The sequence below is a fragment of the Salipaludibacillus aurantiacus genome (assembly GCF_900111295.1).
In the GTDB taxonomy this organism is placed as follows: Bacteria; Bacillota; Bacilli; order Bacillales; family Salisediminibacteriaceae; genus Salipaludibacillus; species Salipaludibacillus aurantiacus.
Map to the genome: position 1 here is coordinate 1 of NZ_FOGT01000007.1, position 18,863 is coordinate 18,863.

Annotated in this window: 14 protein-coding genes and 1 pseudogene; 8 read left to right on the forward strand and 7 right to left on the reverse strand. The window is 44.9% G+C overall.

The features are described from left to right. Positions 1 to 390 precede the first annotated feature (390 nt). Together BMW59_RS09960 and BMW59_RS09965 are read right to left on the reverse strand one after the other, a co-directional pair. Positions 391 to 1,212 (reverse strand): S1C family serine protease, encoded by an 822-nt coding sequence (locus BMW59_RS09960; protein WP_177174275.1) that lies wholly within the window; start codon positions 1,210 to 1,212, stop codon positions 391 to 393. A 180-nt stretch (positions 1,213 to 1,392) separates the two neighbouring features. After that, positions 1,393 to 2,922, reverse strand: coding sequence for a sodium/proline symporter (locus tag BMW59_RS09965; protein WP_093051128.1), 1,530 nt, complete (start codon positions 2,920 to 2,922; stop codon positions 1,393 to 1,395). A 577-nt stretch (positions 2,923 to 3,499) separates the two neighbouring features. Between BMW59_RS09965 and htpG the strand changes: the two genes are divergently transcribed. Together htpG and BMW59_RS09975 are read left to right on the forward strand one after the other, a co-directional pair. Beyond that, a complete protein-coding gene (htpG, locus tag BMW59_RS09970; RefSeq protein ID WP_093051131.1) occupies positions 3,500 to 5,386 on the forward strand; it encodes a molecular chaperone HtpG in 1,887 nt (628 codons plus the stop codon). Between the two features lie 854 nt (positions 5,387 to 6,240). Further along, positions 6,241 to 7,257 carry a M14 family zinc carboxypeptidase gene (locus BMW59_RS09975; RefSeq protein ID WP_218141982.1) on the forward strand — a complete coding sequence of 339 codons (1,017 nt, stop codon included), beginning with the start codon at positions 6,241 to 6,243 and terminating at the stop codon, positions 7,255 to 7,257. A 345-nt stretch (positions 7,258 to 7,602) separates the two neighbouring features. On the opposite strand, the gene BMW59_RS09980 is transcribed toward BMW59_RS09975, so the two are convergent. The 3 genes from BMW59_RS09980 to BMW59_RS09990 all read right to left on the reverse strand — a co-directional run bounded on the left by BMW59_RS09980 (position 7,603) and on the right by BMW59_RS09990 (position 9,967). Further along, positions 7,603 to 8,259, reverse strand: coding sequence for a GGDEF domain-containing protein (locus BMW59_RS09980; protein ID WP_093051134.1), 657 nt, complete (start codon positions 8,257 to 8,259; stop codon positions 7,603 to 7,605). Between the two features lie 40 nt (positions 8,260 to 8,299). Continuing rightward, on the reverse strand, positions 8,300 to 8,452 hold the full coding sequence (locus BMW59_RS09985; RefSeq protein ID WP_093051137.1) for an aspartyl-phosphate phosphatase Spo0E family protein: 153 nt from the start codon (positions 8,450 to 8,452) through the stop codon (positions 8,300 to 8,302). A 483-nt stretch (positions 8,453 to 8,935) separates the two neighbouring features. Beyond that, a complete protein-coding gene (locus tag BMW59_RS09990; protein ID WP_093051140.1) occupies positions 8,936 to 9,967 on the reverse strand; it encodes an LLM class flavin-dependent oxidoreductase in 1,032 nt (343 codons plus the stop codon). A gap of 130 nt (positions 9,968 to 10,097) precedes the next feature. Between BMW59_RS09990 and BMW59_RS09995 the strand changes: the two genes are divergently transcribed. The 6 genes from BMW59_RS09995 to BMW59_RS10020 all read left to right on the forward strand — a co-directional run bounded on the left by BMW59_RS09995 (position 10,098) and on the right by BMW59_RS10020 (position 17,872). Next, a complete protein-coding gene (locus tag BMW59_RS09995) occupies positions 10,098 to 10,688 on the forward strand; it encodes a molybdopterin-dependent oxidoreductase (protein ID WP_093051143.1) in 591 nt (196 codons plus the stop codon). A gap of 480 nt (positions 10,689 to 11,168) precedes the next feature. Then, positions 11,169 to 12,713 carry an AbgT family transporter gene (locus BMW59_RS10000; RefSeq protein WP_093051146.1) on the forward strand — a complete coding sequence of 515 codons (1,545 nt, stop codon included), beginning with the start codon at positions 11,169 to 11,171 and terminating at the stop codon, positions 12,711 to 12,713. An 82-nt stretch (positions 12,714 to 12,795) separates the two neighbouring features. After that, entirely contained in the window at positions 12,796 to 14,001 is a 1,206-nt protein-coding gene (locus BMW59_RS10005) for a M20 metallopeptidase family protein (protein ID WP_093051149.1), read from the forward strand. A 1-nt stretch (position 14,002) separates the two neighbouring features. Continuing rightward, entirely contained in the window at positions 14,003 to 15,328 is a 1,326-nt protein-coding gene (locus BMW59_RS10010) for an amidohydrolase (protein WP_093051152.1), read from the forward strand. Then, positions 15,325 to 16,572: a M20 family metallo-hydrolase gene (locus BMW59_RS10015; RefSeq protein ID WP_093051155.1), complete on the forward strand. Its 1,248-nt coding sequence runs from the start codon at positions 15,325 to 15,327 to the stop codon at positions 16,570 to 16,572. The genes BMW59_RS10010 and BMW59_RS10015 overlap by 4 nt, the downstream gene beginning before the upstream one ends. A gap of 1 nt (position 16,573) precedes the next feature. Continuing rightward, complete coding sequence (locus tag BMW59_RS10020; RefSeq protein ID WP_093051158.1) at positions 16,574 to 17,872, forward strand: hypothetical protein; 1,299 nt, start codon at positions 16,574 to 16,576, stop codon at positions 17,870 to 17,872. Between the two features lie 453 nt (positions 17,873 to 18,325). On the opposite strand, the pseudogene BMW59_RS10025 reads toward BMW59_RS10020, so the two are convergent. Together BMW59_RS10025 and BMW59_RS22255 are read right to left on the reverse strand one after the other, a co-directional pair. Next, positions 18,326 to 18,579: pseudogene (locus BMW59_RS10025) on the reverse strand (reverse transcriptase domain-containing protein); the annotation flags it as partial. Between the two features lie 67 nt (positions 18,580 to 18,646). Further along, the gene (locus BMW59_RS22255; protein WP_255717014.1) at positions 18,647 to 18,769 is read right to left on the reverse strand and encodes a hypothetical protein; all 123 of its coding nucleotides are present in this window, start codon (positions 18,767 to 18,769) and stop codon (positions 18,647 to 18,649) included. Positions 18,770 to 18,863: the final 94 nt, after the last annotated feature.

The window sequence follows — 18,863 nt, forward strand, 5'->3', positions numbered from 1 at the left end:
GCCTCGTCCGCCTTTTTTTAAAATTAGCCTAAAAAACACATTACATATATTAACATTAATGTATTTATTATACTTACGTGCAATCGTTATGGGTCAGACCCCCCATTATTTCCCATCCCCCTCCTTCCGGCGGCATCGTTCCTCATCTGAACCGCCTAATGCAACTTGCGAAAACGTTTGCACAAAAGGTTAAAAAAATACTTTTTCTTAACTACAGTGTATCGTCTATCTTGTGCAAGCGCTTTCTCCAATCTACTATACACGGAATTTTCTTGAAAATCATCCGACAATCAGACTATGAAATTTTTCCAATTAATCATAAAACAGCAAAAACAGGCACAGTTACCCATGCCCATTTCCTCTCTTGCGTTCAATTAAAATTTTATGTACCTAACTATTCATCAGCTCGTCAATTAACGAACTGATTTTATAGAAGGGAATACTAAACCCTATAGTAGGGTCATCGAGACTCTTTGCTGCATTTATAGCTATGAATTTCTCTTCATTTTTTGACAGCAGAGGCCCGCCGCTGTTCCCTTCAGAAATATGCGCTGAAATCTCGTAAAGGTCTTCATATCGGTAAGTCCCTATCGTCAGATCTCTATTTGTACCTGTTATATGCCCCATGGTCGCTGTATTCCTGACACCTTTGGGGCTCCCTAATGCTACTACCTCTTCTCCCGTTTTAAACTCTTTTTCTTTTTCTAGCGGAAAAGGTTCTTCCCCTTCCAATTCTTCCACATGCAGTACAGCCACGTCCATATGCTCTGAAGAGCCTTCCAGAGTCGCTGTATATTCCTCGCCTTCATTAGTAATAACAGTGGCTGTCGCACTGTTTCGCATGACGTGTGCATTAGTAATTACAATCCCCTGTTCATTATAGAGAAAAGCCGATCCCTGCTCACCGGGAGCTTCTATTGTATACACACATTCCTGTGCTTCAGCAATCACTTCTGTCAAGTCTCTCGGTGCGTCCCTTTCTTCAATAAAAGCTGGGACAGCAAATGTTTTCAGCTCTTTCACTGTGTCGGATCTCTCAGCACCAGGCGCCGTCGTTAAAGGCGGGGAAGCCACAGCTGACTGATACATAACTCCTCCCTGGATACCTGCAATCAACCCGATCACAAGCGCAAGAATCACAGCCGTAAGAAACTTTTTTCGGGAAGGAGGCTGCTTTGATCTGCAGTTAGGGCAGGCAGGATCTGATCTCATTAATTGAATTCCGCATTTATAGCAAAACATTCCTTCTCCTCTTTCTATATTATTTTAACTTCATTATATAACAATCAGAAACTATAAAACAGAGACTTTAAAATTGCAGATAATATCCAGGCAGCCTCCTTTTAGACTGCCTTTATTTCCAGTCATATCCATAATTTCCGAACCGATCTCCTAACCCGCTTTTTCCATATTATCAATCATCTGCCCTGCGTTCTCTGGCTTTTTAGTAAATAAGCTGACAACTACAGTGAAAAATGTCGCAATGAGAAAGCCAGGAACAGCCTCATAAGTAATCCCAAAGAAGTAAGTATTCAAAAATTCGTGGACATCAATAAAACGGTAAGTCCACTCCGGTTGACGCTGGACCATGACGACCGTAAAAAGCCCTGTGATCATACCTGTCAGTACACCTGCCCTGGACAGCCCTTTCCAGTAAAAAGTAAGAATGAGCGCAGGACCAAAGCATGCCCCCAGCCCGCCAAACGCAAACAGAACCATCCAGAAAACGAACTGTTCAGCTGCCATTGCCAGCCATAGAGACAGCCCCATAATAACCACAATCGTCAGCCGGCTGTACATAACAAGCTTCTGCTGTGAGAGCCTTTTATCCCTCGTAATAATTTTATCTATAATATCTCTCACAACGGCGCTCGAACCAACTAGCAGCTGGCTGTCCGCACTGCTCATAATCGCTGCAAGAACGGCCACCAGTAAGATGCCGGCAAAAAAAGGATTCATCACTTCGGCACCAAGTGACGTAAAGATCTGCTCATTATTTTCTCCAGGAAGCTGTTCCACACTCGGGAAGTAAACACGGCCGATTAAACCAGTTAATATCGCCCCCCAGCCCATAACCACATTCCAAACGGTTGCAATCATGGCAGCCTGCCTCATCTCCCGGACGTTCTTCAGACTCATGTATCGCACGACGATATGCGGGTTGCCCGGACTGCCGAATCCTATTCCTAAAAGACCGATAATTGCCCCAAATGCAAACGCAAAAGGACTCGTGAAACCGCCGCCTTCAGCAGCCATCACATCAAGAACCGGCCCGAAACCGCCAAGCTGAATAAGAGCTGTGACAGGTAAAATAATTAATGAGAAAAACATAAATAAAATTTGCAGCACGTCTGTTTTACTTACCGCATGAAAACCACCCAGAATAGTATAAATAAATATGATAGATGCCGTAAGCCACATACCCTGGGTACTCGTTATACCGAGGCTTCCCGAAAAGGCTGTCGCCCCTCCTACAAGCTGGCTGCCTACATACGCGACCATGAAAAATAAGATAATCAGAGAACTTACCAGACGGACAATTTTCCACGGGTCGCCCAGCCTGCTTTCAAAAATATCAGGAATGGTAATGCTCCCAGTCTTTTCACTGAACTGCCTGAACCTCCGCGCTACAAAAAAGAACATAAAAACTTCTACTGTTATGTAGCCGGCCACAGCCCAGACAGCATTTAATCCCGTTAAATAAGCGGTCCCTGTCACCCCTAAAATCAGCCAGGAACTCCTCCCGGAACTTACAGCTGAAAACGCCACCGTCCATTTACTTAATTTCCTTCCAGCCAGGAAGAAATCTGTTAAACCTGCCGAACTTTTTCTGGAGCTGTAAATACCAATAATTATTAGTAAAATTAAATAAGCGATTAACACACTGACTGTCACCGGATGCGCCGAAATATCCACTTTCATCCCCCCTAAGCTAATAATTTTCTTTTTCTTCCTTTTTGCCCGTTATAAAATAACAGACAACCCCTGTTAGTATAATCATTGCCGGGACAATGACCATCCCGAATAAAATGCCGAAAGTCATACTCTCCCTCCTTTACATTAGAATCAAGTTTTCACTTTTACACTATTTTAATTTTTCTGAATTATCAATACTTCTTTTCAATTAGGAAATTATCCTCCTTGAAACGTTGACATCACGTATAAAATTAGTAAAATAAAGATTGGATTAGCACTCGGCATACGAGAGTGCTAAAAATAATTTTTACATAGGCGCTTCTGTTAAAAATGAGCTGTTAATACGGCAAGCATTCCTAGGGGTTTTGAGGAAAACTAGAACGCCTCTCCTTGTCCCCGGAATTTTAAAGACCAATGTAGATTTGAATGTATACGAGACGCCTGCGGGAAAAGCAAGAGCTGAAGATCCATCGGGGTGGTTTTCCCCGATTAGCTGAAGCCTTGCCCGCGGCAAGCGAGTATATATTAAAAAATCAACAACTTTAACAGCGCCATGACATTACAAGAAAAAGGAGACATGAAGATGGCTAAGAAGGAATTTAAAGCAGAATCAAAACGGCTTCTGGAAATGATGGTTAATTCCATCTACTCCCAAAAAGAAATTTTCCTCCGTGAGTTAATTTCCAATGCCAGCGACGCCATTGACAAGATGTACTACAAAGCACTTACTGATGATTCAGTAACGTTTGACCAGGACAACTTCTACATTAAAGTATCCACAGATAAAGTGAATCGCACGCTTACTATTGCCGATACAGGAATCGGAATGACGAAAGACGAGCTGGAGAAAAATCTTGGGACAATTGCTGAAAGCGGCTCTCTCGCCTTCAAAAAAGAGAATGAAATTAAAGACGGCCACGACATTATCGGTCAATTCGGAGTGGGTTTTTATTCTGCTTTTATGGTGGCAGACTCAGTTAAAGTGATCAGTAAAGCTTTTGGAACAGATGAGGCTCATCAGTGGGAATCCAACGGAACCGACGGATACACAATTGAACCTGCTGAAAAAGACACCACTGGCACGACTATCACTATTAAGCTGAAAGAAAATGCTGAAGAGGAAAATTACGACGACTTCCTTGAAGAAAACCAGCTGAAGTCTATCATCAAAAAGTATTCCGACTTCATTCGCTATCCTATTAAAATGAACATCACTGTCCACCAGCCTAAAGAAGACTCTGAAGACAACGAAACAGAAGAGGTCCTTGAAGAACAGACAGTTAACAGCATGGTGCCGATCTGGCGTAAAAATAAGTCTGAGCTTACAGACGAAGATTATGAAAATTTCTATCAGGAGAAACGCTACGGCTTCGACAAACCGCTTAAACACATTCATATTAATGTAGACGGGACTATCCGCTACAATGCGATCCTGTTTATCCCGGAAACCATGCCTTTCGACTATTATTCTAAAGAGTTTGAAAAAGGTCTTGAACTTTATTCCAGCGGCGTTCTTATTATGGACAAAAGCCCGGATCTCCTGCCAGACTACTTCAGTTTTGTAAAAGGAATGGTCGATTCTGAAGATCTGTCTCTGAACATTTCCAGGGAAATTCTTCAGCATGACCGCCAGCTGAAGGCTATTGCCAAGAATATTAAGTCAAAAATCAAGTCCCAGCTGAAGTCACTGCTTAAAGAAGACCGTGAAAAATACGAGAAGTTTTACGACTCATTCGGACGCCAGCTGAAATACGGCGTATACAGTGATTTTGGCGCGAACAAAGGCGATCTGCAGGACCTGCTTATGTTCTATTCATCTACTGAGAAAAAACTTGTTACACTTGATGAATATGTGTCGCGTATGCCTGAAGACCAGAAGTATATTTATTATGCAACCGGCGATTCCTATGACCGTATCGAAAAGCTTCCGCAAACTGAAATGGTTGCAGATAAAGGCTACGAAATTCTTTTCTTTACAGAAGATGTAGACGAGTTTGCCATTAAAATGATGCGCGAATATAAAGAGAAAGAATTCAAGAACGTCTCAAGCGGCGACCTCGGACTCGACACAGATGACGAAAAAACCGATGAAGACGACAAAGACGCCGGTGAAAATAAAGAACTGTTCGAAGCTATGAAGGATATTCTAGGCGACAAAGTAACGGATGTGCGCATTTCCAAACGCCTGAAATCCCACCCGGTTTGCCTGACTACCGAGGGTGAGGTCACCATTGAAATGGAAAAAATCCTTCAGCAAATGCCTGACAACCAGGGCGTTAAAGCTGAGAAAGTACTTGAAATCAACCCGAACCACACCGTCTTCCAGTCACTTAAAGACGCACAAGGCGCCGACAATGACAAACTTCAGGTCTACACTAACCTGCTCTATAACCAAGCTCGCCTCATCGAAGGCCTGCCGGTAGAAGACCCTGTCGAATTCACTAACGACATGTGGAAAGCCCTTGGCTAATTAGTGTATCCCCATGGTGGCCAGCGAGCCATCGTGGGGTTTTTATATTGTATCGGAAGAGCCGTTAGCAGAAGTTGCTTTGGATTGTGGTTGAGTTTGTCGATAGTGCGGGCGGGGATGGATTGTTGCACATTCTGACGGGATTGTTGCATAATCGCAAAGGATTGTTAGGATTTTTGTCTTTATTGGGACACAAGGAAGTTGGATTGTCGCAGATCGGCCGGGGATTGTGGCAGACCACCGGGAACGTTAACAAAAGTGCCCGCTATTGTCTCATATCGCTTCTGGTTTTTCGCTAATAGCGGATGGCCTCCCAGTCCTCTTTTTACCCGCACCAAGTTATAACCTTATGCTCATCCCTAAAGTATACGGCGTACTTGGAAACCACGTATCGCTGTCCGATACGGCGTAACCTCTTATCCTACAGCCTTTTTCAGGTTGGATGTATCGCTTTCCACCCTTAAAAATACTCTTCTTTCATAAAAATTTCTGTCAAAAAGTAACACTGCTTATAATCTAGTCTCTATCAAATTAAATGCAATCGTCCTGGTTCACTTTGGCTATCTTTTCAAGATTAAATTTTCTGGTCCTAAGTCTATCCTTGTCTGTTCGTGATTCAAATGGCAGGCAATAAATAAAATTTAGGTAAAACCATCTACTTATAGCTGACTTAGAAAGCATTCGGAAGGGCTATTACAAAAGTTGTCACAAACAATTACAATGAAATTATCGCAGGAAATGACACATTTTCATCATTTTCATTGAAGGCGGGTATTACACACAATGGGCTTAGCTCGCTTATCTATTTCGCTTTGCAAAATTTTAGAGAAGGGAATGATTTTTTGAGAAAATTAATGATGTTAACTTTAGCAATGGCAATGCTGTTATCCGTATTTCTTCCGGCCCAAACGGGTGCTGTCGGAGAAGGACCGAACTACAACGGAAATGAAACAATTAAGAATGAGAGGCTGACAAGCTACGAGGACATGGCTGATTTTTTACATAAAATGGATGATAGGTCTGATCTTCTTGAAGTAGAGGTGTTTGGCCAGTCTGTTCAAGGCCGTGATCTCTTTTTAACGAAATTTGGAAACAACCCTGACAATCCGACTGTCCTTTTCTTGACCCAGCAGCATGGGAATGAAGCGCTTGTTACAGAAGCAGCGCTTGATGTGATTCGCAAACTGTCCCGAAATACGCCACAAGTTCGTGAATGGGCTGACCATGTTAACGTGATGATTATCCCTCGCCTTAATCCGGACGGTGCCATGGGAGACGTTAACTTCGATATTTCGGATTACGTCGCAGGCGGACAATCAACCCGCTTTAATGCAAACGGGGTCGACCTAAACCGTGACCACGTGGATCGCAACGAACCAGAAACTTACGCTTTGCATACAAACGTTTTGCAGGTTTACGATATTGATTACTTAGTAGATTTTCATCACCAGGGTACACAATCAGCAGTAGATGACAGATATGTTTCAGGGTCTATTCTATACCCGACTAACCCTGACGTTAACGAAACAGTTGTGGAAATGTCCAAGCAGCTTGGCTCTGTAATGTATGACGCAGTTGAAGACCGCGGCTTCGGCCATTTAGGTAAATACCGAGGCGGAGAGGCGACAACTATTTCTCGTAATGGTTTAGCTTATGAATACGATATTGCGACGCTTTTATTTGAAATGCGCGGGATGACTGACCACTCAAACCCTGACATGGTTCTTGGCCAAAAAAGCAATGGTTACCTGATTCAGCAGGGTGTCATCTCTATGGAAGCAGCTATCTCTGCGATTGCTGACCGTTCCATCGAGGAAGCAGATATTACTTTCTGGGATGAGCTCCCTTTCCAAGGCAGAAAAAGTGAATAATTAACATTGCCCCCTTTCAGACTCCGGTTACAGCAGAAGCACCTGTATCCGGGGTCTTTATTATGGTTTACAGCTGTCTCATCGGCGTCCGGCCGTGCGTCTTATAAGCAGTATTATGTATTTTTCAACGATCGGTCCAACATCCGGATTAGAAATGCACTTCTCATTTACGGAAAACTGTGTTCTATAGTCAATTTCTCCTTTTTCTCAGGGGAATTTCTCATCTCTATCAGCGATTTTTCTATTCTATCGGCGAAAACGACCTCCCTATCAGAGAACCCACTCACTTCCCACCTCCCCCCTTTTCTCCACACAAAAAAAACATGCGGACTGTGCCGCATGGCTTTACCTGTGAGCAGGATACTTTTTCGAGTTCTTGTTTTCATACATATTGTCATCGGCTTCTTTTATAAGGTCGCGTATGTCCGTTTTACCGGGTTGCTGAATACTTGAGCCGATAGAGACCGATACAGATTGTTTTATTTCCGGAATAATCAAATCTGCCAATTGCTGCTGAAGATCTCTCGTAAACCTGTCTATTTCTTCATCATTATGACATGCTCCAATGATAATAAATTCATCTCCGCCCCAACGGGCAGAGGCATAAACTTTATTATTATACTGCATCAGCATCTTTGCGATCTTTATTAATACAAGATCACCTGCGGAATGGCCCCAGGTGTCATTAATTTTCTTAAAGTTATCACAATCCAGGAGCAGAACAAACAGCTTATAATTATTTCTGTTTGCTTTTTTAATATATTTAGAGAAATTCTGTTGGATATAACGCCGGTTATAGAGGCCAGTTAAACTGTCCTTTTGAGAATAAAATCTGGCTTTGTCAAACTGGTATCCTGTCCAGTAGCCGATCGGCAACAGAATTGGGTAACCGAGCCAGCCGCCTATACTGATAAAACCGTCCCTGTAAAAATAATATAAAATATAGGCTGTCTGGATAACAATGACTAGCAGCAGACTGAATATTCTTCCGGAAATATCCATTCAAGAACGCCTCTTTTCATCTATAAAATAGGGTATGAGGTTATAGACTTGCCGACGCGAGATATTGCTTTTGGAAGATTATAATCAGTTGATCGAGTTCCTGACTGCAGTTGATCGTAACTTCTGAGTTTAACCCGTGTTTAAGAGCTAAATTCATTAGTTCTTCCCTTTTTTCTGAAATTTCCTTTAACATAAATTAGCCCCCCTAACGTTAAAGTAGATCAATTATAACATGATTTTCCCTCTATTTGTAAATTGTTTTATTAATGTCATAATTTGTTTATAGTGTAACAATTTACAACAACCTTAGTACCAATGTGTTATTCGAGTGATATCCCAGTTTTACCAGCCTATCCTTAGTTTAATTCCCTCATACAAATTCTAAAAAATCCCAGTTTTCTAACAAAGTTTCAGTGACTTTTTAATATACTGAAATAAATTCAATTTTTAACACCATGAGTCTATTCACCTATGAATTAAGATTCATGAAAATGCAAGACTGACATAATTAGAATTTAAAACAGCTTATAAAAAGTCCTGGAGGCTCCGGATTTTTCTTAGACTTGCTATCTTCAATAAAAAATCAACAGCCTCAAATTCAGCCTGTAACCACCACAGAATACTTTAACAAAAATCCGCCTGAAGGGAACCCCTCAGACGGAAAATAGTCAGTTATTTATCTATTTTTTCTTCCGGTTGCTTCTGCCACAATTTCAAAAGACTTCAATCTGGCCGCGTGGTCGAAAATTTGCGAATGGATCATCACTTCGTTAGCCCCTGTCTCATTCAAAAAGCTCTGAAGTTCCTCTTTCACTTGATCGCCTGTCCCTACAATAGCTGAACCGAATTGTTTTTTAAGAATAGACCGTTCGTAATCAGTTGCCAGTTCATCCATATTTTTTACAGGAGGCTGAAGCTTGGAAGGCTGGTTACGGATTAACCCGAGAAACTGCTGCTCCATTGAAGTAGCCAGAAACTGGGCTTTTTCCTCCGTATCAGCTGCTGCCACATTGGCTGCTACCATGGCATACGGCGCGTCCAGCACCTCTGAAGGCTTGAAATTGCTGTAATAGAGATCAAGCGCCGGCAGCGTATTTTCCGGAGAAAAATGGCTCGCAAACGCAAACGGCAAACCAAGCTGCGCAGCAAGACGGGCGCTGAATCCGCTTGAACCGAGCAGCCAGACAGGAATGTCGAGCCCTTCACCCGGTACGGCATGCACAGGGACGACTCCTCCAGCGAGATCAGGATTGAAATAAGCCCGTAATTCTTCTAGCATCTCCGGAAAATCGTCTCCCCCTGACCCATGCCCCCGCCTTAAAGCATAAGCCGTACGCTGGTCAGTGCCCGGTGCCCGTCCTAACCCAAGATCGATCCTTCCCGGGTAAAGCGACTCCAATGTGCCGAATTGTTCGGCTATCATTAATGGGGCGTGATTAGGCAGCATAATGCCTCCCGACCCGACACGGATTGCCGTGGTCGCCTCAGCCACATGCCCAATCAGCACAGATGTCGCCGCACTGGCAATTCCCGGCATATTGTGGTGTTCTGCCACCCAATAGCGGTGGTAGCCCCATTTATCTGCATGCTTTGCCAAATCCCTCGTATTTTTGAATGCCTCTGTGGCAGTTGCCCCTTCTGTAATCGGTGCAAGATCAAGCACCGACAATGGAATGTCTTCTATTTGTCTGCTACGATTAGTAGACATGGGAAACTCTCCCTTCTTTTCATCTAAAAATTAATTGTATATTCCTTACAAAGTAGTCTAACAATATCAGCCGCTGATTCACACTATTATGCTTCGCAAACCGAACTAACCTGTAAAGGAGATGGTTATTATGAAAAATCAGCTGCCGCCCGGACAATTCGAAACAGAAAAATGGCCGGTTCTGCATCAGGGGGACGTCTACGCGTTTAATAAAGAAACGTGGAAATTCAGGCTTTTTGGCGAAGTGAAGGAAGAAGTTTCACTCAGCTTTGATGACGTGATGGCGCTTCCTAAAACTGTGTCAACGATTGATATGCACTGTGTCACGACCTGGTCGAAATTCGCTACGACATTCGAAGGCATCGCTCTCCGGGAGTTCCTCTCATTAACATCTCTTAATGAAGACGTTAAATTTATAAAAATATATGGCTATTACAATGGCGACCCTTTCGGCTATTCAGCCAACCTGCCGCTTGACAGGCTCCTCGGAGATGACGCCCTGTTCGTTTACAGGTGGAAAGATAATGACCGGGATTGGGAGGATATTTCCCCGAAACACGGGTTTCCGCTCCGCTTCATCCCTCCCGCCTCCTTTTATTTATGGAAAGGGACGAAGTGGGTGTCCGGCATTAAATTCATGAAAGAAGACGAGGAAGGGTTCTGGGAAGAACTCGGCTATTCCATGACAGCCGATCCATTTAAAGAAGACCGTTACAGGTAAGCCTGTGAACCCGTCCTTCACCAGCAGACATAGAGAACATAGGTCCGCAAATTAACAGGCATATTAATTTTTTACGGCAAGGAGCCTTATTAAGCTCCTTGCTTTTTGTTTGGTCCCACATCCCCTGTCTAACTCGCCCTCCTGAGTCCTTCCCCGAATGTAATTCCTGCGAATTAAAGAAGAATCCCAAAATCACTTTTTCTATCATTGTCCGAAAATATCCGTAAATCGGAAGCTGCCCTGAAGCATTTCAATTGACTGGATAATTTGTTAAAGATTACCTATAGATCCTTTTTTTATAGGATAAATATTTTCATAATATTCCCAACTCCCTAAGTTTGGTATATTTTCTGACACAGATTTTATAATTTTCAGATAAAAGAGGGAGACAAATATGTAAAAGTGTGATAGGTTATTTATTAACGGAATAATTAAAGACATTTTCCGTAAATATGATACTATAATAAAAGGAGGATCATGATGAGTCAGTACGAATACAGTAACGAGAAAAAGGGATTTTTTCTAAAGTTTCTTGATATCGTTGAAAAAGCAGGAAACAAGCTTCCTCATCCCTTTATGATTTTTGTTTATTTAGCAGTAGCAATTATTCTCTTCTCATCCGTCATCAGTTTATTAGGTGCTTCCGTCGTCCACCCAGGTACACAGGAGGAAGTGGCGATCAGAAGCATGCTCTCAACGGACGGTCTGGAATTTATGTTGTCGTCTATGCTGACGAACTTCACGGGATTCGCTCCTCTTGGACTTGTTCTCGTCATGATGTTCGGGATAGGACTTGCACAGAAGGTCGGTCTTATTGAGACTTTCATGAAAAAAACGATTCTTAACGCGCCGAAACGGCTCGTGACGTTCGTGATTATTGGAACAGGGGTCATTGGTAACTTAGCATCTGATGCAGCGTTCGTTATTATTCCGCCCCTCGCCGCTATGGTGTTTTACGCATTAGGACGCCACCCGCTGGCAGGTATGGCAGCAGGTTTTGCCGGGGTAGGTGCAGGATTTACAGCCAACATCATCATCGCTGGAACAGATGCTCTTTTATCAGGGATCTCAACAGAAGTTGCCCAGAGCATCGATGAAAACGTTATTGTCACCCCAGTAGACAACTGGTTTTTCATGGCTGCATCTGTTTTGATGCTTATGGCAGTGGGAACATGGGTTACAGAACGGATAGTCGAACCGCGGCTTGGAAAGTTTGACAAGAAATACGCAGAGGAAGACGCTGTCGACCAGAAAGTAGAAGAGCCGTCAGCACTCGAGGTCAAAGGCCTGAAATATGCCGGGCTTGCGGGTCTCGCTTATCTTATTCTCGTTTCATTAACAATTGTGCCGCCAAACGGAATCTTGCGGGGTGAAGAAGGCACCATCGTTCCATCCCTTTTCCTGGAGAATATCATTCCAATCATTCTTTTCTTATTCCTTGTCGTCGCCATCACCTACGGGGTTGTGACACAAGTAATCAAAAAATCATCGGACGTCCCTGAATTTATGGGTAAAGCCATGAAAGATATGTCCGGCTTTATCGTCCTGATTTTTGCCGCGGCCCAGTTTATCGCCTACTTTAACTGGACAAACATCGGTGTGTACATTGCCGTTAGCGGGGCGGAAATACTCCAGAACCTGAATTTCACAGGCATGGGTGTCATCGTAGGATTCATTCTGCTTACAGCCGTCCTGAACTTGTTTATTTTCAGCGGATCTGCCCAGTGGGCACTTATGGCGCCGGTCTTTATTCCGATGTTTATGATTCTTGACTACAACCCTGCTTTTGTCCAGCTTGCTTATCGTATCGCCGATTCATCCACAAATATCATTACCCCGATGAATCCTTATGTGCCGATGGTACTGGCGTTTATGAAAAAATACGATAACCGTGCAGGATTCGGAACGTTGTTCTCAATTATGCTTCCATACGCCCTCCTGTTCCTGGGATTATGGATTCTTATGTTTATTATCTGGACATTTATCGGTCTCCCTATCGGACCGGGGGTTACTCCAGGTTTGTAAAAGTATTTAAGGAAAGAGGCTGGGGCGGATGCCGTCCCTCTGCCCTCTTTCCTTCAAGTAGTTATAAGAAGGTGTGAGGTAAATGAAAGAGATAACTATTAGAGAAGAAGCCAAAAAAATAGAAGAAGAAATTATCCGGATTCGCCGGACGCTTCACCGGAATCCTGAACTGAGCAATGAAGAATTCGAGACATCAAAGCTGATTCAGGATATTTTGGATATAGAAGATATTCCTTACTCCACAGGCTACGCAGGCACCGGAGTTCTCGGTGTGATCCGCGGTGAACTACCCGGAAAAACCATTGCGCTCAGAGCTGATATGGATGCCCTGCCGATAAACGAAAAAAATACACACGATTTCGTATCCAACTTTGAAAACAAAATGCATGCGTGCGGACATGATGCCCATGTAGCCATGCTCCTTGGTACAGGTATGCTTTTAAATAAATATAAACACGCCCTCGAAGGTACCGTCCTTCTCGTATTTCAGCCGGCGGAAGAAAATGCGCCCACTGGAGGGGCCGTCCAGATGATGATAGACGGTGTCTTTCATGAGTTTGAACCTGAAGCTATTTTTGCCCAGCATGTCTGGCCTGATTTACCTGTCGGCCAGATTGGTGTGCGGGCCGGAGCGATGATGGGGAATTCCGACAGGTTCAAAATAGTTATTAAAGGGTCATCCGGGCACGCGAGTATGCCACATCAAACGGTCGATGCTATCGTCGTTGCCAATCAGGTTATTTCGTCGTTGCAGACGATTGTAAGCCGGAACACCGATCCTCTGGAATCTGCCGTTATCACTATCGGAAAAATTGAAGGCGGTTCCCGGTACAACGTCATAGCTGAAGAAGTGACACTGGAAGGAACGGTCCGGACATACAAAGATGGTGTGAAAACAATGATTAAAAAGAAAATGGTTTCGATAGCTGAAGGTGTGAGCTCTTCTATGGGAGCCAGCGCAAAAGTGACATATATGGACGGCTACCCTGCCACAGTAAACACCGGCGAATGGGCTTCTCTCGTAAAAGAGACCGTATTGTCCACTCTCGGAAGCGAAGCGGCACCAGAGATTCAGCCAAGCATGGGCGGCGAAGATTTCGGGCAGTTTCTGCAGCATTACCCAGGTGTTTACTACTGGCTCGGCACCGCCATCCCGTCCCGGGAAGTCCAGCGCCCTCTTCACGATCCGGAATTCGATATTGACGAAAGAGCGTTAACTATCGGCGTTGAATGCATGACGGAAGTAGCTTTCTCAGCACTTGCATCTCTGAAAAATAAGGAGGAGTAAAATGGCCGGCCCAATTGATCTTCCCCCTGAGGAAAGAGAAATAACAGAACGGCAGGTAAGCAGATGGCGAAGGAAATTCCACCAGCTGGCGGAGCCTGGCTGGTGTGAATACCAGACAACTTGCGCGATTGTAAAAGAACTGGCTGATTTGTCGTTTGACATCTTTACCGGAGAAGACGTGACGTGGGAGGAGGCAAGAATGGGCCTCCCCCCGGAGATCATCGACGACTATTTTTTTAAAAAAGCCGAAGAGAATCAAGTTCCTGAAGAGTTGCTTGAAAAATTGAAAGGTGGTCGGACAGGTGTTATTGCTGTGATGGACACAAAGAAACCTGGCCCGCATACCGCCTTGCGGTTTGATATTGATGCTCTCCCGATTACTGAAAGCGCAGAGGATGACCACTTGCCGGCAAGGGAGCAGTTCCGGTCCCGCCAGGAAGGGTCGATGCATGCGTGCGCCCATGACGGCCATACAGCCATCGGTATCGCTTTAGCTCACTTGCTGCATGCCCTCCGTGACCGCTTGTCCGGTAAATTCACGTTAATTTTTCAGCCGGCTGAGGAAGGGAGCCGCGGGGCAAAGTCTATCGTTGATAAAGGGTGGCTTAATGGTGTTGATTATTTTCTAAGCGGACACATCGGCATCCAGCCGATGGAGGTTGGGTCAGTTGCGGCTACAGTCTCCGGACTTTTGGCCACTACTAAAATTGACTGCCGGTTCGAAGGGAAATCCGCTCATGCGGGCCTTAACCCTCATGAAGGAAAAAACGCTCTTCTGGCAGGCGCTGCTGCTGCTCTCCATTTAGAGGCGATCCCACCCCACCCGGAAGGAACGACCAGGCTAAATGTCGGAACCTTTCACGCGGGCCGGGGCAGAAACATCGTAGCTGATGAAGCCGTCCTTGAAATTGAGACGAGGGGAAGTACGAACAAACTGAACGAGTATGTCGTCGATCAAGCGGTTAACATTTTAAAATCATCGGCAGCAATGTACGGAGTGAAAGAACACATCACCATCACTGGAGAAGGCGTATCTGCGGTGTGTGATACCGAATGGATCGAAATTGCCAAACGAGCGGCCGGGAGATCTAGCCGGGAAATAAAAATTATAGATTCTCTTCCATTTGGAGCGTCTGAGGATGCGGCCCATATGATGAACCGCGTCCAGGAACAAGGCGGAAAAGCGACGTACATGCTTTATGGAACCCCCCTCCCCTACAGCCATCACCATACGAAATTTGATTTTGATGAAAAGACGCTGCCTTCAGCTGTCGACACACTTATCCATATGATTCTGGACATAAACGCACAGGAGGACCTGATATGAAGACTTGGCTTGAACACAATTTATTAAAATTGAATTTTACTGATACAATGGACCAGCCGGACGGTTTCACAAGGCTTTCATTCAGCCCGGAAGAATGGGAAGCGAGAGACGAATTTATTCAAATTGCTAAAGAGATGGACCTCACTATCCGTGAAGATGAAGCGGGCAACGTCATTGCCAGGTGGATACCCGGCAGTGCAACGGAAGAAAAGCCGGCTATTGCTCTCGGCTCGCACGTTGATACCGTGACTAATGGCGGCGGTTATGATGGTGTAGCCGGTGTGCTTTGCGGATTAGGAACGGTCTATCAGCTTAAAAAAGAAGGTTTTACTCCAGACCGTCCTATTGAAGTTATCTGTTTTGCTTCAGAAGAATCAGCCAGGTTCGGTGTTTCAACGATTGGCAGTAAAGCGATGAGCGGCATGCTTGATACAGAAGCTCTCGCAGAAGTGCCCGACAAAGACGGCGTGACGATTAAACAGGCTATGGAAGAACGGGGCCTGAATTATGAAGAAAGCCCCAAAGCTGAAAGGGATGCAGGTGACCTTTCCTCGTTTGTTGAACTCCACATCGAACAAGGCACCCGTATAGAAAAAGCAGGGGGCGAGGTTGGTGCTGTGACAGCGATTGCCTGTCCGATCCGCCTCAACATCGACATTTTCGGCAAAGCCGGACACACCGGCACTACGCCTATGGCAGACCGGCAAGACGCACTTGTGAGCGCAGCCGAGCTGATCAGTTTTATTTACAACCGGGCACTTGCATTTAATGAAGAAAATGACACTCCTCTTGTGGCAACAGCCAGTACAATAAGCAATGAACCGAACGTTATGAATGTTATTCCCGGCAAAGTAACTGTAGGCGTAGACATACGCAGTGTGTCGGACGGACTGAAAGAGAAGATGGCAGAAGAAATCCGGAAGAAAACAGCTGAAATTGAGGACACGTTCCGTGCTACAATAAACATACAGACACTCGTGAACAATCCTTCAATCTTTTTAGACGCATCCGTCCATAAAGATTTGACCCTCGCAGCGGAACAAGCAGGCTTGAATAATTTCACCCTGGAAAGCGGAGCCGGCCACGATGTGATGAATATGGCCCGCAAATGGCCCTCAGGACTCGTATTTATTCCTTGTAAAGACGGGCTGAGCCACCACCCTGAAGAACATGCCTCCCTCGATGACCTCGAAAAAGGAGTGAAACTGCTTGCTGCGTATATAAAAAATAAAGCAGGTGACTGAAGTGAAAATACGTTTAGGAATCATCGGCCCTGAAGATTCAATTAATACCATCGCGCCTATTGCCAGAAAGTACGAGGAGTTTGAAATCCACCAATTTTCCTATGAAAAAACCGAAGAAACGGAAACTATTATTTCGGAAAACTCAAGCCAAATTGACCAGTGGCTGTTTTCAGGGCAAGCTCCTTATGCGTTTGCCATGGAAAAAAAGCTAGTCACTGAAGATACCGCCCTCTTCCCTCCTCTGCACGGTTCCAGTTTATTAGGAAAATTACTGGAAGCACAGTACCATAAACCGGAGAAAATGACAGCGGTCAGTCTTGATACGATTCATACAGGGGAAATTGACTGGGTTAAATCAACCTACAATCTCGACTCGTTGAACGTCCATACGTTTCCTTACACCGGCTACAAACCGGCTGAAGATATCATTGAATTCCACAGGAAGAAATATCATTCAGGTGAAGCAGAGATTGCTTTCACATGTATCCGTTCCGTCTATCAGCAGCTTAAGTCAGAAGGTATTCCTGTTTATAGGATTACGGTGACGGATGTAACGACCCAAGTCACTCTTGAACTTCTGAAAGAACGGGGAAACGCCGACTGGTACAGAAAAAGTCAGATCGCCATCGTCGGGCTGGAAGTTTTCGAGGCAAATAACGAATCCGAAGGCCAGCTGTATTCCTACAAACGAAAACACCAGGAACTTGAATTGAAACGCCTTCTTCTTGACTACACCGAAGAATTAAAAGGGTCACTCGTTCAAATGGGAGACGGTTTGTTCTTTATTTATACAACACGGGGCGAAATTGAAACCCACCCATGGCCGTTTTATTTATTGGAGTCGGCAAGACTGCAGGCGAAACTCACCATCCGCCTCGGGGTCGGCTACGGATTAACTTCCCTTGAGGCAGAACAGCACGTCCGCCTCGCTTTCCGGGACGCACGTAAACACGAAAAACCGGTCATTATTAAAGTGGATGAGAACAAACAAATTACTGAAGTATTCCATACCGACAAGTCATTTACGTACAACCAGCGCCGGCTGAACGAACAATGGAAAACCAAATTGGGCACCCGGAATTTAAGTCCCGCCGTTGTGTCAAAGCTCGCCTCGTTTCTTAAACACTACAAAAAGAACCGGGTCACCTCCCAGGAAGTTTCACAGTGGCTCGCCAACTCAGAAAGGAACGCCCGGCGCATCCTTCATGAACTTGAAGAAGCCGGCCTCGCCACGATCGTCGGCGAAGAACAGTCAGGCGGCCGGGGCCGCCCGCGGAAAATATATGAATTGAATATTTAAGTATACGCAGAGTTAGGGTGCGGCAGCCGGTTGAAGGGTTGCCGCACCCATTTTTGTACTGGGAAGGAAATTACTGGGGATACCAATTACTGGGGGGTCTGTCCCCCCACTTTATGGGAATAGGGGGTGCGTGAAGGGGGCTGGCGCGGGTCTTGCAGACGGGCGCAGGGCGGGGATGGGAGAGCGCAGGACGATGGTTGCACTTTAGGGGAGGATTGTTGCACTTTGAGGTGGAATTGTGGCACTTTGAAACTTATTGTGATATTCTTTGTCACTATTGTTGCAGAACGGCCGGGGACTGTGGCAAAACAGCTTGAGAGATGATATCACCGGGTGAATGTTGGTACGAAGTAGGGCAACTCCCTCCTAGTTATGTTGGCTTCAACCTGGATTTGATGCACTCCCTCCAAGCCATGCAGGCATGTTCGATGACCTGATTTACAAAAAGTCAGCCTTTGGCTGCCTCACTTTGTCGAAGAATTTCTCCAGATCAATATCTACCACCCATGTGTACCCTTCGTTGATATACTGTTTCGCTTTCAACACGGCATCATGGGCTCGCCGCTTTGGGCGAAAACCATAATTATTTTCGGAAAATGTTGGGTCGTAAATACGTTGAAGATAGAGGTTAATGGATTGTTGGATGAGACGGTCCATGACAGTCGGGATCCTAACTTCCGTTCACCTCCGTCCGGTTTCTGGATTTCGAAAAAATACCCGGCAGCAAGCCAGGTATTTAGCCGGTTCTTGACCGATCCGTTGGTAACACGTATCTTATAAGTGAATATATGGAATGTCTTTGAGCGGTTGGATGACGGCACTTGGCTCCCCACTACCCATTGTCGCAAATACCATAAGTGTGACTGCCATTGTTGTAATCAAAAGACCTTTTTTCATCTTCTGTTCCCCCTTATATGTTTTTCTCAGCCTTATCTTGTCACATTGTGTATTTTTGTGTAGTTGGACTGTGGGCATATATGAGGAGGTCATC